A 14,634-nucleotide genomic window follows, 5' to 3' on the forward strand; every position below is an offset into this window, starting at 1 on the left:
ACTCACTTAAATAATGTTCTTGGCAAAAAACTGTTCGCCAAATTAGGTTCAGGTATCCCAAAGTGGCTAGGATAGCCTACTCTAGCCAAGTACAACCCATCAGCCATAAACGTCGGCGCAGCCAATTGACGGTTCTTTGCATCTAAAACCATTTTCAACCAATCTGGAGACTCTTTACCCAACCCCACAGTCAATAAACTACCAACCAAGTTTCTAACCATATGATGCAAAAAAGCATTGCCTTTGATAACAAAATAAATCCAAGGGCCCTCTTCAACAATTTCTAACTCATAAATTGTTTTAACCGGCGTCTTACTTTGACACTCAGAAGATCTAAAAGAACTGAAATCATGCTCACCAATCAAACAGCCTTTAGCGGCTTGCATGGCTTCCACATCCAGTAACTTTCCTTCTGGCAATAATAGACATCCAGCCCTCTCATGAACTAATGGCGCTGGGTAACTGCTAGTTAACAACGCATAACAATAAGTTCTCTCAAAAGCCGAAAATCTAGCGTCAAAATCATCAGTAACCTCTCTAGCCCAAACAACTGCCATCGACTTAGGTAAGAAAGCATTAACACCTTTAACCCATGACTGCATCGGGCGATTAATATCCGTATCAAAATGAATAACTTGGCCTAATGCATGCACACCAGCATCTGTACGGCCAGCTGTTATTGTTTTAATAGGGTTGGCTAAAGAATCACCCACAAAATCTAATAAGGCTTTTTCAAGATAATCCTGCACCGTATTGCCCCCCGGCTGGGTTTGCCAACCAGAAAAAGCAGCTCCGTTATATTGCAAACCAAGCGCGATACGCATATAAGACCTAGGAGGAACGCTGATCAATCTCAGCAAGAAGAGATTTAGCTTGAATAGTTAAATCAGGATCAACAAGACTGCTAACTGATAGCACCTCATCCAAAGCCCTACGAGCAGCACCAAAATCTTCAATGGTGACATAAGCCTTTGCCAAATTCAGTTTAACTTTTAAAGTTTCACTTGAAGGTAAATCAAGAGTGTCCACAGACAAATCAGCCGCTTTTTTAACAGGCGTTAAAGGCAAATCTAAATTAAGGGATGCAAATAATTTTGCAGCATGCTCTGGAATAGCAACTTCTTGAATGGGCTTCTTTGATTCAGCTCTAGACAACTTCAATAGAACCAGCAACGCTATAAAAATAAATACGGTAATAACAATCGGCCCAGCGTACGCTTTCCAATCATCCGAAGAAGTATGATTAGGGCCTTTCTCTTTGGCCTCAATCAAACGCTTTAAATCGGCAATATTTTTCTCAACTTCGATAACACGTTGCTTCGCTTCGGCAAGCGCGCGCTCCTGCACCAACAAATCCTCCATTTGGCGCTTGGCTTCACCAGTTAAACCTTCCGCTGGACCAACCCTTAAACGATCACCCATCAGTGCTGATTGAACAGATTGGGTCAAAGACTCAATTGATTTTCCAGAACGGTAAGCTTTATCAGCAACAACCATAATTTCTTTGGCCTCAGACTTAGGAACACTCTGAACCATCGCTTTACTTGGCATATTTAGCTCCGCACCCACCATCAAACGATGGATACTTCCACCTGCAAACGCCTGTGGATTAGCTCTATAAAGCGCTATTAATGCTTGATCTAAAGAAGCATCTTCAAAATTAGATAAGGCTTTACCAGCAAGCTCCGTTAACGTATCACCCGCTTTAACCTGCACTTTAGATTGCTCACCAACCATTAAGGTATAAGCACGACGCAACAAACCTGCGGGCCAACGTAACTCAATCAAAGCATCTAAAAACACTTCACCTTGAGATAAGCTCAAAACTTCATCAGATGTCAAACGAACAGCAATAGGCTCCTGCTTCCCACCCCTAACTAGTACAACTCTTAATTGAGCCTGAGTGGCAGAAGAAACAATCCCTAAACGTTTATACGTCTCAGGAGTTGCCAAAGCCACCGTTAACTCCTTTAAAGAATCGATCTCACTAGTTTCAGCTGCAATCGCAATCTGAGCCTGCAATGGTTCATTTGGTTTCGATTGGATAGTTAAATTACCCAAACTTAAAGCACATGCTTGCCCCGTCACCAATAAAGCAACAAAACCAAGGGCAAGTGCACGGACTAAAAACAAATTAACGCTCCAACAAAATACGCAACATGCGGCGTAATGGCTCTGCAGCCCCCCACAACAATTGATCACCCACAGTAAAAGCACCTAAATAATCAGGGCCCATGGCCATCTTGTGCAAACGACCAACAGGTACTGTTAATGTGCCAGTTACAGCAGCTGGAGTTAAATCGCGCTCAGTAATTTCACGATCATTTGGCACAACCTTAACCCAATCATTAGCGCCCGCCAAGATGCCTTCGATGTCACTTAACGGTACATCTTTTTTCATCTTGATAGTTAAACCTTGGGAATGACAACGCATCGCGCCGATACGCACACATAACCCATCGATTGGAATACTTCCTGCTGAACGGAATGGCGGGTTACCCAAGATCTTGTTGCACTCAGAGCCACCCTTCCACTCTTCTTTAGTCTGACCATGCTCAACAGGCACATCAATCCAAGGAATTAAGCTACCAGCCAAGGCCGTGTTACGGAAATTCTTTTTAGGAAAGCTCGCTGAACGCATTGTTTCCGCAACTTTGCGGTCAATATCCAAAATAGCTGAGGCTGGGTCTGCCAACTCTGCTTTAACAGCATCGTGCAAAGCACCCATTTGGGATAACAACTCACGCATATTTTGCGCGCCAGCACCAGAGGCCGCTTGGTAAGTCATGGCACTCACCCACTCAACCAAGCCCTCACGGAATAAACCACCCATAGCCATCAGCATCAAGCTAACGGTGCAGTTACCGCCCACCCATAAATTACCACCTTTAGAAATGGCAGAATCAATAACAGGACGATTCACAGGATCTAAAACAATCACGGATTCATCCACCATTCTTAGTGAACTAGCCGCATCGATCCAATGACCTTTCCAACCGGCAGCACGAATTTTGGGATAAATTTCTTTGGTGTAATCACCACCCTGACAGGTAATGATGATGTCGCAACGTTTCAATGCATCAACATCGTCAGCAGAGAATAGTTTCTTCTCATTCTTAGCCATCGCAGGTGCACCACCACCAGCGTTACTCGTACTAAAAAATACTGGCTCGATCAATCCAAAATCGCCCTCATCTTGCATACGTTGCATGAGAACGCTACCAACCATACCGCGCCAACCAACTAAACCGACTAATGGAGTTGCCATAACGACACCTATTTAATAAAAATAATTAAAAATCAATCTGGGGTATCTATATTACAGAGCTTTTAGAACTGCTTGGCCCATTTCACTTGTTCCCACAAGTTGGCAACCCTCAGTCTTAATATCTACTGTTCTATACCCTTGCGCCAATACTTTCTGAACAGCAGACTCAATACGATCAGCTTGCTCAGCTTTACCCAATGAATAACGCAGCATCATAGCTGCTGAAAGAATGGTTGCTAATGGATTTGCAATGCCTTTTCCAGCTATATCAGGCGCTGAACCATGGCTAGGTTCATATAAACCTTTGTTGTTTTTATCCAAAGAAGCTGATGGCAACATACCAATAGAACCCGTCAACATAGCTGCCTCATCAGACAAAATATCACCAAACATATTGCCTGTCACAACCACATCGAATGCTTTGGGAGCTTTCACCAATTGCATCGCCGCGTTATCCACGTACATATGTGATAACTCAACATCTGGGTAATCCTTACCCACACGAATCATGACCTCTTTCCACAACTGGAAAGTTTCCAACACATTTGACTTATCAACACTACACAATCTCTTTTGGCGCTTTTGCGCAGCCTGGAAAGCCACATGAGCAATACGCTCAACTTCCGGCTCGCTATAGCGCATCGTGTCAAAACCTTCACGCGCTCCAGGGAATAAACCATCCGTTGCTGTACGAATACCTTTTGGTGAACCAAAATAAATATCGCCATTTAATTCACGAACAATCAAAATATTTAGGCCTGCTACCAACTCCGGCTTCAATGAGGATGCAGCCGTTAATTCTGGATAACAAATTGCTGGGCGCAAATTAGCAAACAAACTTAAGTGCTTACGCAAACCTAAAATTGCTTGCTCAGGTCGAAGCTCTCTAGCTAATGTATCGTATTTAAAATCACCCACAGCACCAAACAAAATGGCATCAGCCTCTTTTGCAATCTTAAGTGTTTCTTCTGGTAAAGGATGGCCTTTTGCCTCATAACCAGCACCACCAACCGGAGCTGTTTCCATCTCAAAAGACTCACCCAAAGCATTTAATACCTTAACCGCTTCAGCAATAATTTCTGAACCAATGCCATCACCTGGCAAAACTGCAATCTTCATGAAAAACCTTTAAAAAGGAAGAATTAAGGAAGCTTGGTATCCAACCAAGGCATGCGCAAAATACGCTCAGCTTCATAAGCCTTAATTTTATCGGCATGACGCAAAGTCAAACCAATATCATCCAAGCCATTCACCATGCAATATTTTCTAAATGGCGCAATATCAAAATCATAAGAACGGCCATCAGGAGCGATAACCTGTTGCTTTTCAAGATCAATCGTTAATTGATAACCATTGAAAGCAAAAGTTTCATTAAACAAATGGTCGACTTGCTGCGCAGTTAAAACAATCGGCAATAAACCATTTTTGTAACAATTGTTAAAAAAGATGTCAGCAAAGCTTGGTGCAATCACAGCTCTAAATCCATACTGAACTAAAGCCCAAGGAGCGTGCTCACGGGAACTACCACAACCAAAGTTTTGACGAGCCAACAAAATGCTAGCATCTTTATAACGCGGTTGATTAAGAACAAAGTCAGGATTAACTGGACGAGTAGAACAATCTTGCCCTGGCTCACCTTGATCTAAATAACGCCATTCATCAAACAGATTTTGTCCAAAGCCTGTTCTTTTGATTGATTTTAAAAACTGCTTAGGAATAATCGCATCCGTATCAACGTTCTCGCGATCCAATGGGGCTACCAAGCCCTGATGCACTACAAACTTATCCATTATTTCACCGGTGTAACAACAACACCTGAATTTCCAGGTGATGAAGTATTTGAGTCAGGTTTTTTATCGCCACTTTTATCAATAGCGCTACCCAAATTTTGCAAATCTTGGCCAAGACCATGAATCGTATTGCAGGCTGACAGCACAGCTACTGATAAAACAATTGAAGCGATTTTTAAAAAGTTCTTCATAGATCCCTCCAATATTTAAGCTATTTTACGGACATCAACAAAATGGCCTTCTAAAGCAGCCGCAGCGGCCATAGCAGGACTAACCAAATGTGTTCTACCGCCATTGCCTTGGCGTCCTTCAAAGTTGCGATTCGAAGTAGAAGCGCAACGTTCACCAGGCTCTAATCGATCCGCGTTCATTGCCAAGCACATAGAGCAACCTGGCTCACGCCACTCAAAGCCTGCCGCTTTAAATACACGATCCAAGCCTTCACGCTCAGCCTGCTCTTTTACCAAGCCAGAACCCGGAACCACCATAGCTAAACGCACATTTGGCGCCACTTTTTTAGCAATGCGCTCAACGACTCTAGCAGCCGCACGAATATCTTCAATACGACTATTCGTACAAGAACCAATAAAGACCTTGTCAATTGTGATGGAATCGATCTGAGTATTCGGCTCAAGATTCATATATGCCAAAGCACGCTCCATCGCTTCACGCTTCACTGGATCTTTTTCTTTCTCAGGATCTGGCACTCTGTCATCAATTGAAAGCACCATCTCAGGCGAAGTACCCCAAGTTACTTGCGGCTTAATCTCTTCAGCACGCAACTCGATAACACGATCAAAGCTTGCGCCCTCATCTGTATGTAAAGTACGCCAATACTGAAGTGCTTGACGCCAAGATTCGCCATCAGTAGGCGCATATGGGCGACCTTTAACATAGTTAATGGTTGTCTCATCCACCCCGACAATACCAGCTCTCGCACCAGCTTCAATAGCCATATTACATACGGTCATACGACCTTCCATGGATAAGCCGCGAATCGCTTCGCCCGCAAATTCAATGGTGTAACCTGTACCACCCGCTGTGCCAATTTTTCCAATAACTGCCAAAACAATATCTTTAGCAGAACAACCTAATGGCAACAACCCATCTACGCGCACCAACATATTTTTGCTTTTTTTCATCAGCAAAGTTTGTGTTGCTAAAACGTGTTCAACTTCTGACGTACCAATACCAAAAGCCAAGGCACCAAACGCACCGTGAGTGCTGGTATGAGAGTCTCCACAAACAACAGTCATACCTGGCAAGGTTGCACCCTGTTCAGGCCCAATCACATGAACAATGCCCTGACGCTTGTCGTGCATCTTGTATTGAGTAATACCAAAAGCATCGCAGTTCTGATCGAGCGTATCGATCTGTAAACGCGAAACGGGATCTTTAATCCCTTCGGAGCGATCCGTTGTTGGAACATTGTGATCTGATACAGCTAAGTTCGCAGAATTTCTCCAAACTGGTCTCTGCGCTAAAGACAAACCCTCAAAGGCTTGAGGGCTTGTAACTTCATGCAACAACTGTCTATCAATATATAAGACAGTTGTTCCGTCTTCTTCTGTATGGACCACATGGTCGTCCCACAATTTGTCATACAAGGTACGTGCCATGTGCTTCCTTAGAATTAACGCTTAGCGATAGGTTTAACTTCGCGAGTTGCACTACCAACGAACAACTGACGCGGACGACCAATCTTATACTCAGCATCGGTAATCATTTCTTCCCATTGAGAGATCCAACCCACTGTACGCGCCAAAGCGAAAATACATGTGAACATCTCAGTTGGAATACCTAAAGCACGTTGAACGATGCCTGAATAGAAGTCTACGTTCGGGTAAAGTTTACGGCTTACAAAATATTCATCTTCCAACGCAATCTTCTCAAGAGTCATTGCTAGCTTGAATAATGGGTCATCTTCCAAACCTAATTCTTTAAGAACTTCATAGCAAGTTTCACGCATCAATTTAGCGCGCGGATCAAAGTTCTTATAAACACGGTGTCCAAAGCCCATCAAGCGAACGCCTGAGTTTTTATCTTTAACTTTAGCGATAAAGTCATCAATTTTCTCAACGCCACCATTAGCTTGAATCTCTTCTAACATCTGCAAACAAGCTTCGTTAGCTCCGCCGTGAGCAGGCCCCCACAAGCAAGCTACACCAGCTGCGATCGCAGCAAATGGGTTTGTCCCTGAAGAACCAGCCAAACGAACAGTTGAAGTTGATGCGTTTTGCTCATGATCAGCATGCAAAATAAAAATACGATCCAAGGCGCGAACCAACACATCATTAACTTTGTAATCTTCACATGGAGTAGCAAACATCATCTGCATGAAATTAGCTGTATATGAAAGATTATTCTTTGGGTAAATAAATGGTTGACCAACAGAATATTTATAAGCCATTGCAACCAATGTAGGCATCTTCGCAATTAAACGAATTTGAGCCACTTCACGCTCATGTGCTGTGCTGTAGTCAACGCCATCATGATAGAAAGCAGCCATCGCGCCAACCAAGCCTGTCAAAACAGCCATTGGATGCGCATCGCGACGGAAACCACGCAAGAAGAATTGCATTTGCTCATGCACCATGGTGTGATGCATCACCAAACCATCAAACTCTTTCTTCTGCTGAGCGTTAGGCAACTCACCTTTTAATAATAGGTAGCAAGATTCCAAGAAATCACAGTTCGTCGCCAAATCTTGAATTTGATAACCACGATATAACAACTCACCCTTATCGCCATCAATATAGGTGATTTTTGAGTTACAAGAAGCTGTAGACATGAAGCCTGGGTCATAAGTAAATTTACCCGTCTGACCATATAACTTGCGAATATCAATCACATCAGGGCCAACTACACCTTTGTAGATTGGCAACTCAATGGCTGGTGTGCCATCAGAGAACGATAACGTGGCTTTTTCATTAGAGGCGTTCATTTTTCTTTCCTTATACGCAGTTCAGGTCTTATCAAACAAGCAATTTCTATTCCAGGCTATTTATTTTTAGAGATTAATCTCTAGGGGGACGCAACATCGCCAGGATCCGATGCACCCCTTCGTCAGCTAGCGCCCCTTCGGGCTCTTTACGACGTAATAATAAATCCATTAAATCGTTGTCACTTAAATCAAATAAACGCGTCAACGGCTCAATATCTTTATCTTCTAACTGCTCATGAAAACGCTCAAAAAAACGTTCAATGATCAGGTCATTCTCCAACAAACCTCGTCGCGCACGCCAACGCAAGAGCGACAAGGTTTCAGATGGTAACGCCATTAAACAGCTCGGCGAACCATTAACTCTTTAATCTTACCGATCGCTTTAGTAGGGTTTAATCCTTTTGGACAAACATCTACACAGTTCATGATCGTATGGCAACGGAATAAGCGATATGGATCTTCCAAATTATCCAAACGCTCTCCAGTTACCTGGTCACGACTATCAGCAATAAAACGATAAGCCTGTAGCAAACCAGCAGGCCCAACAAATTTATCAGGATTCCACCAGAATGATGGGCAAGATGTTGAGCATGAAGCGCACAAAATACACTCATACAAACCATCTAACTCTTCACGCTCTTCAGGGCTTTGTAAACGCTCTTTCTCAGGGGGAGGCGTCTCATTAACCAAATAAGGACGAATTGAATGGTATTGCTTGAAGAATTGCGTCATATCAACGATCAAGTCGCGAACAACCGGCAAACCTGGCAATGGGCGCAAAGAAATTTTCTTTGGCAACGTCAACATGTTAGTTAAACAAGCCAAACCATTTTTACCGTTAATGTTCATGGCATCAGAACCACAAACACCCTCACGACAAGAACGGCGGAAAGACAAACTCTCATCCATCTTCTTCAACTTCATCAAAGCATCTAACAACATGCGCTCAGAACCGTCCAATTCCACTTCATAAGTCTGCATGCGCGGAGCAGCATCGACTTCTGGATCGTAACGGTAGACTTCAAAAATACGTGTATCGCTCATTTTTCTTCCTTAATACGCTTAGAAGGTACGAACCTTAGGTGGAACAGATTCAACTGTTAGCGGAGTCATCTTGACTGGCTTGTAGTCGAGCTTATTGCCTTCGCTATACCAGAGAGTATGTTTCATCCAGTTCACATCATCACGCTCAGGATGATCATCATGAGCATGCGCACCGCGACTTTCTTTACGAGCAGCAGCAGAAACAATCGTTGCATTGGCCGCTTCGATCAAGTTCTCAAGCTCTAAAGCTTCAATACGTGCGGTATTAAAGACTTTTGATTTGTCTTTTAGATGAATGCTCTTAGCACGTGCAGTTACTTCAGCAATCGCTTTCACGCCGCCATCTAACAACTCTTGCGTGCGGAATACACCGCAATGTTTCTGCATCGTACTGCGGATATCGTTAGCAACGTCTTGCGTGTACTCACCAGATGTCGAGCTGTCTAACTTAGCCAAACGAGACAACGAGAAGTCAGCTGCATCAGCTGGCAATGGCTTGTGCTCTTTTTGCTTAAGCGCTGTTGAAATAACATGGTTACCAGCTGCGCGACCAAATACCAACAAGTCAAGCAATGAGTTTGTACCCAAACGGTTAGCGCCGTGAACAGAAACGCAAGAACACTCACCCATCGCGTAGAAGCCATTAATAACTTCATTTGGATTACCGTTCTTAGGAGCCACAACCTGACCATAAATATTCGTTGGAATACCACCCATCTGATAGTGAATAGTTGGCACTACAGGAATTGGCTCTTTTGTCACATCCACGTTAGCAAAGTTAACGCCAATCTCATACACAGATGGCAAACGCTTATGAATAGTTTCAGCGCCAATATGTGTCAAATCAAGCACTACATAGTCACCGTTAGGACCACAACCACGGCCCTCCTTGATCTCTTGGTCCATTGAACGAGAAACGAAGTCACGTGGTGCTAAGTCTTTCAACGTTGGAGCATAACGCTCCATGAAACGCTCGCCATTCTTGTTACGCAAGATACCGCCTTCACCGCGGCAACCTTCTGTCAAGAGAACACCCGCACCAGCAACGCCCGTTGGGTGGAATTGCCAGAACTCCATATCTTCCAACGGAACACCCGCACGAGCAGCCATACCCATACCGTCACCGGTATTAATGAAAGCATTCGTTGACGCTTGCCAAATACGGCCTGCACCACCTGTTGCGAACATCACGCATTTCGCCTCAAGAATATGCACATCGCCTGTTTCCATTTCTAGAGCAACCACACCAACCACATCACCTTCGTGATCGCGAATGATGTCTAAAGCCATCCACTCAACAAAGAAATGCGTCTTAGCGCGTACGTTGCGTTGATACAAGGTATGCAATAAAGCATGGCCTGTACGGTCAGCAGCAGCACAAGCACGTTGTACAGCTTTCTCACCATAGTTAGCTGTATGACCACCGAATGGGCGCTGATAAATCGTGCCATCTGGGTTACGGTCAAAAGGCATACCAAAGTGCTCTAACTCATAAACAACTTTTGGCGCTTCACGACACATAAACTCAATCGCATCTTGGTCACCCAACCAATCAGAGCCTTTGATCGTGTCATAAAAGTGGTAATGCCAATTGTCATCACTCATATTGCCTAAAGACGCACCAATACCACCCTGCGCAGCAACTGTATGAGAACGAGTTGGGAAAACTTTAGATAAAACCGCTACATTCAAACCAGCTTCAGCTAGTTGTAATGAAGCGCGCATACCGGCACCACCGGCACCCACGATAACAACGTCAAAACGACGACGTGGTACTGCTGTCTTAATGGCAGCCATGCGTTACACCCTCCAGAGAATCTGTGCGGCATAGCCAACTGAAGCAATCAGCCATAACGCGGTTAATACTTGTAATGTCAAACGAATACCAACTGGTTTGATGTAATCCATCCAGATATCGCGAACACCTACCCAAGCGTGATAAAGCAAGCTCAAAATTGCCAAAAAGGTAATGAGCTTCATAATTTGGTTAGAGAACAAGCCAGCCCAACCATCATAAGTAGCATCACCCAACAAGAATGACACCAACAAAATTAAAGTGAAAATCACCATGATCACTGCAGTAATACGTTGCAATAACCAATCTTTCAAACCGTAATGAGCACCAACAACTAAGCGCTTCGGTCCAATATTGTTATTCGCCATGCTCACTCCTTAAAACAAACCAAATAACTTAGCAGCGCATACGGCTGTCAAGCTTAAGCTAACGACTAAAACCGTTACCGCTGATTGAGCAGAAGATTTCTTATCGATACCTTTGTGTAAATCAAGCATCAAGAAACGGATGCCTGCGCAGAAATGATGCAAGTAAGACCAAATCAATGCCAAGATAACCAACTTAGCGAATGGATTAGCTAAAACAGCCTTAAATGTAGAAAAACTAATTTCAGATGTGATGCTTTTATCAAATAAATACAAAACAAAAGGAATCAAAAGGAACATCAATAAACCGCTAACACGGTGCAAGATGGAAACCTTACCTGCCCAAGGCAAGCGATATTTCATCAAATCAAAAACATGAATATTTCTAAAATCTGGCATTTCTGTCCTCACTTATATTTGCTGTGTTGCAAAACTTTTTGATTTTATCGCTTAATTAACTTTCTCTAGACTGACTTTTGAAAAAAATATTCTTCAAATACATATAAATGCTTAAAACTTGAGCATTATTAGTTCAATTCATTCAGATAGTGATGGCTAGCAGTCAAATACACAGCTTTACGAACCTCAACAGGCTTCTCACCATAAGTATAAGAAACTCGCTCGACCGCCAACAAAGGCGTGGCTACAGCCACACCTAAAGCCTTGGCAGATTGCTCATTGGCGCCTACCGCACGCAATCTCTCGGTCGCCCGCACCATATGAGTGCCAAACTCTGTTTCAAATAGCGCATACATCGGTCCACGCCACCCAACCAAGCGCTCCGTGCTTAATCCCTTAAAAGTCGTCCCAGGCAACCAAATTTCTTCATAAACCGTGGGTTGATTAGAAAGAAATAGGATTCTTTCAATCTGAATGACTGGGTCACCGGGTTTTACATCCAGTAGACGGGCAATTTCTGCTGGCGCCCTTAAACGTTTACAGTCCAAAATTTTGCTTTGCGGGTAATGGGGCTCCCCCTCATCAGGAACCAGTTTCAAAAACCGAAAATGAACCCTATCCTCATGATGTGTAGCTACAAAGGTACCTTTACCCTGCCTCCTAATGAGCAAATTCTCACTAGCCAATTCATCAATTGCCTTGCGAACTGTACCCTGACTAACCTTAAAACGAGCAGCCAAGTCATTCTCGCTAGGAATTGCCTCCCCTGGCTTCCATTCGCCAGACTGAAGGCTGGCCAAAATCAAAGCCTTAATTTGCTGGTATAGCGGGCTAAAGGTAGCGGTCGTTTCTGTCATGATTGATATTTCATCACATTGAGGGGGTTTTCGTCTACACACTTATGTCTTATATAAGACTAATTGACAGAAATATTGATAAATCCTAAACTTTGTAGGATTTGCGTCAGGACAAAGGCGCAAGATACCCTTTTCATTTACTTTAAGCTCGGAGCAAATTCATGGCAAAAGCCCCATTGCGTGTCGCCGTTACTGGCGCAGCCGGTCAAATCGGTTATTCATTACTATTCCGTATCGCTAACGGCGATATGTTGGGTAAAGATCAACCTGTTATCTTGCAATTGTTAGAAATTCCTGACGAAAGAGCTCAAAAAGCTCTTACAGGCGTAATGATGGAAATCGACGACTGCGCATTCCCATTGTTGGCAGGCATGACTGCTCATAGCGACCCAATGACAGCATTCAAAGATATTGATTACGCTGTATTAGTTGGCGCACGTCCACGTGGCCCAGGCATGGAACGTAAGGACTTGTTGTCTGCAAATGCTCAAATCTTCACAGCGCAAGGTAAAGCATTGAACGCTGTAGCAAAACGTACAGTTAAAACATTAGTTGTTGGCAACCCAGCGAATACCAATGCTTACATTGCGATGAAGTCTGCTCCAGATCTACCAGCGAAAAACTTCACAGCGATGTTACGCCTAGACCACAACCGTGCTTTGTCACAGTTGGCAACTAAAACTGGTAAAGCAGTAGCTGATATTGAAAAGCTAATTGTTTGGGGTAACCACAGCCCAACAATGTACCCTGACTACCGTTTTGCTACGATTGGTGGCACATCAGTTAAGCAAATGATTAACGATGAAGAATGGAATAAAAATACATTCTTGCCAACAGTCGGCAAGCGTGGCGCGGCAATCATTGATGCGCGCGGTTTATCTTCTGCTGCCTCTGCTGCAAATGCTGCTATCGACCATATCCATGACTGGCACTGCGGCACAAATGGCAAGTGGGTAACAATGGGTATCCCTTCAGATGGCTCATATGATATTCCTAAAGAAGTTATGTATGGATTCCCTGTTACTTGTGAAAACGGCGAATATAAGATTGTTCAAGGTCTAGAAATCGACGCATTCTCTCGTGAACGCATGGAATTCACTTTAAAAGAATTGACTGAAGAACAAGACGGCGTAAAACACCTGTTGTAATCCATGCAAGCTAATCAAGTGTTGTTTCAAGGTGAGGCCCTTCCGAGGGCCTTACCTGTTTGTGATCACTACGCAGGCACGGAAGTGCGCATGCGTAAAGCTTTAGCTTTGCAATCTGAATTAGGTCCTATCTTTGACATCACCTTTGACTGTGAAGATGGTGCCCCCGTAGGTCAAGAGTCCGAGCATGCTGAATTAGTTGCCCAGCTTGTTTTAAGTTCTGAAAATAAATTTAACCGTGTAGGTGTGCGCATTCATGATCCAAGCCACCCCTCATGGAAAAAAGATGTTGCCACACTAGTTGGTAAAGCTGGAACTCGAATAGCTTTTGTCATGATTCCAAAAGTGGAATCAGCCCAACAAACACAAATGGTTATTGATGAAATTAACCGCGTTGCTAAAACAGCAAACATTCATCGCGCAATACCTATTCAAGTCCTCATAGAAACACATGGGGCCCTACATGATGTGTATGCACTAGCCGCCCTTCCTCAAATTGAGTCTCTCAGTTTTGGTCTCATGGATTTTGTTTCTGCTCATCATGGCGCAATTCCTGCCGAAGCAATGGATAGAGGGCAATTTGATCATCCGTTAGTAGCACGTGCTATGTTAGAAATTTCAGCGGCCTGCCATGCGCATGGCAAAGTTCCATCTCATAATGTTTGCACCAATATCAATGATGTCGCCGTTATCGAATCCGATACCTTAAGAGCTAAAAATGAATTTGGATACATGCGTAAATGGAGTATTCACCCCAATCAAATTCCAGTAATTGTCAAAACGCTCTCTCCTAGCGCCCATGAACTTGAAATCGCTGGATCCATCCTATTGGCGGCTCAAGAAGCTAACTGGGGACCCATTCAATTTGAGGGCAAACTCCACGACCGAGCAAGCTACCGCTACTTTTGGACCGTTTTGCAAAAAGGCTTTGCAGGTGGTCAAAACCTGCCAGCCAAACTTGAAAGGCTTTTCAAGTCAGCTTAACGAAAGAATTCAGTCTAATAAAGAGTTATATTGACGGTTC

At 43.7% G+C, this 14,634-nt stretch carries 16 protein-coding genes; 2 read left to right on the top strand and 14 right to left on the bottom strand.

Going from position 1 to position 14,634, the window contains the following annotated elements:
* Positions 1–2: 2 nt before the first annotated feature.
* From truA to ICV01_RS05340, 14 genes are all read right to left on the bottom strand, one after another.
* Positions 3–824, bottom strand: coding sequence for a tRNA pseudouridine(38-40) synthase TruA (truA, locus tag ICV01_RS05275; RefSeq protein WP_215286456.1), 822 nt, complete (start codon positions 822–824; stop codon positions 3–5).
* 7 nt (positions 825–831) lie between these two features.
* Complete coding sequence (locus tag ICV01_RS05280) at positions 832–2,133, bottom strand: FimV/HubP family polar landmark protein (protein ID WP_215286457.1); 1,302 nt, start codon at positions 2,131–2,133, stop codon at positions 832–834.
* 1 nt (position 2,134) lies between these two features.
* Positions 2,135–3,268, bottom strand: coding sequence for an aspartate-semialdehyde dehydrogenase (asd, locus tag ICV01_RS05285; protein WP_215286458.1), 1,134 nt, complete (start codon positions 3,266–3,268; stop codon positions 2,135–2,137).
* Between the two features lie 51 nt (positions 3,269–3,319).
* Positions 3,320–4,387: a 3-isopropylmalate dehydrogenase gene (gene leuB / locus ICV01_RS05290; protein ID WP_215286459.1), complete on the bottom strand. Its 1,068-nt coding sequence runs from the start codon at positions 4,385–4,387 to the stop codon at positions 3,320–3,322.
* A 23-nt stretch (positions 4,388–4,410) separates the two neighbouring features.
* Complete coding sequence (leuD, locus tag ICV01_RS05295) at positions 4,411–5,058, bottom strand: 3-isopropylmalate dehydratase small subunit (protein WP_215286460.1); 648 nt, start codon at positions 5,056–5,058, stop codon at positions 4,411–4,413.
* On the bottom strand, positions 5,058–5,249 hold the full coding sequence (locus ICV01_RS05300) for an entericidin A/B family lipoprotein (RefSeq protein ID WP_215286461.1): 192 nt from the start codon (positions 5,247–5,249) through the stop codon (positions 5,058–5,060). The genes leuD and ICV01_RS05300 overlap by 1 nt, the downstream gene beginning before the upstream one ends.
* Before the next feature lie 15 nt (positions 5,250–5,264).
* On the bottom strand, positions 5,265–6,677 hold the full coding sequence (gene leuC / locus ICV01_RS05305; RefSeq protein ID WP_215286462.1) for a 3-isopropylmalate dehydratase large subunit: 1,413 nt from the start codon (positions 6,675–6,677) through the stop codon (positions 5,265–5,267).
* Positions 6,678–6,691: 14 nt separating this feature from the next.
* Positions 6,692–8,002: a citrate synthase gene (gltA, locus tag ICV01_RS05310; RefSeq protein WP_215286463.1), complete on the bottom strand. Its 1,311-nt coding sequence runs from the start codon at positions 8,000–8,002 to the stop codon at positions 6,692–6,694.
* Between the two features lie 73 nt (positions 8,003–8,075).
* Positions 8,076–8,339, bottom strand: coding sequence for a succinate dehydrogenase assembly factor 2 (locus tag ICV01_RS05315; RefSeq protein ID WP_215286464.1), 264 nt, complete (start codon positions 8,337–8,339; stop codon positions 8,076–8,078).
* Entirely contained in the window at positions 8,339–9,046 is a 708-nt protein-coding gene (locus tag ICV01_RS05320) for a succinate dehydrogenase iron-sulfur subunit (RefSeq protein ID WP_215286465.1), read from the bottom strand. The genes ICV01_RS05315 and ICV01_RS05320 overlap by 1 nt, the downstream gene beginning before the upstream one ends.
* An 18-nt stretch (positions 9,047–9,064) precedes the next feature.
* Positions 9,065–10,843, bottom strand: a complete 1,779-nt coding sequence (sdhA, locus tag ICV01_RS05325; protein ID WP_215286466.1) for a succinate dehydrogenase flavoprotein subunit — start codon at positions 10,841–10,843, stop codon at positions 9,065–9,067.
* A gap of 3 nt (positions 10,844–10,846) precedes the next feature.
* Positions 10,847–11,209, bottom strand: a complete 363-nt coding sequence (gene sdhD, locus ICV01_RS05330) for a succinate dehydrogenase, hydrophobic membrane anchor protein (RefSeq protein WP_215286467.1) — start codon at positions 11,207–11,209, stop codon at positions 10,847–10,849.
* Between the two features lie 9 nt (positions 11,210–11,218).
* On the bottom strand, positions 11,219–11,605 hold the full coding sequence (gene sdhC, locus ICV01_RS05335) for a succinate dehydrogenase, cytochrome b556 subunit (protein WP_215286468.1): 387 nt from the start codon (positions 11,603–11,605) through the stop codon (positions 11,219–11,221).
* Positions 11,606–11,733: 128 nt separating this feature from the next.
* Entirely contained in the window at positions 11,734–12,462 is a 729-nt protein-coding gene (locus ICV01_RS05340; protein WP_215286469.1) for a GntR family transcriptional regulator, read from the bottom strand.
* 161 nt (positions 12,463–12,623) lie between these two features.
* Between ICV01_RS05340 and ICV01_RS05345 the strand changes: the two genes are divergently transcribed.
* Complete coding sequence (locus ICV01_RS05345; protein WP_215286470.1) at positions 12,624–13,610, top strand: malate dehydrogenase; 987 nt, start codon at positions 12,624–12,626, stop codon at positions 13,608–13,610.
* Between the two features lie 3 nt (positions 13,611–13,613).
* On the top strand, positions 13,614–14,594 hold the full coding sequence (locus ICV01_RS05350) for a CoA ester lyase (RefSeq protein ID WP_215286471.1): 981 nt from the start codon (positions 13,614–13,616) through the stop codon (positions 14,592–14,594).
* Positions 14,595–14,634: the final 40 nt, after the last annotated feature.

This window comes from Polynucleobacter sp. MWH-Spelu-300-X4 (assembly GCF_018687515.1).
Taxonomy (GTDB): domain Bacteria; phylum Pseudomonadota; class Gammaproteobacteria; order Burkholderiales; family Burkholderiaceae; genus Polynucleobacter.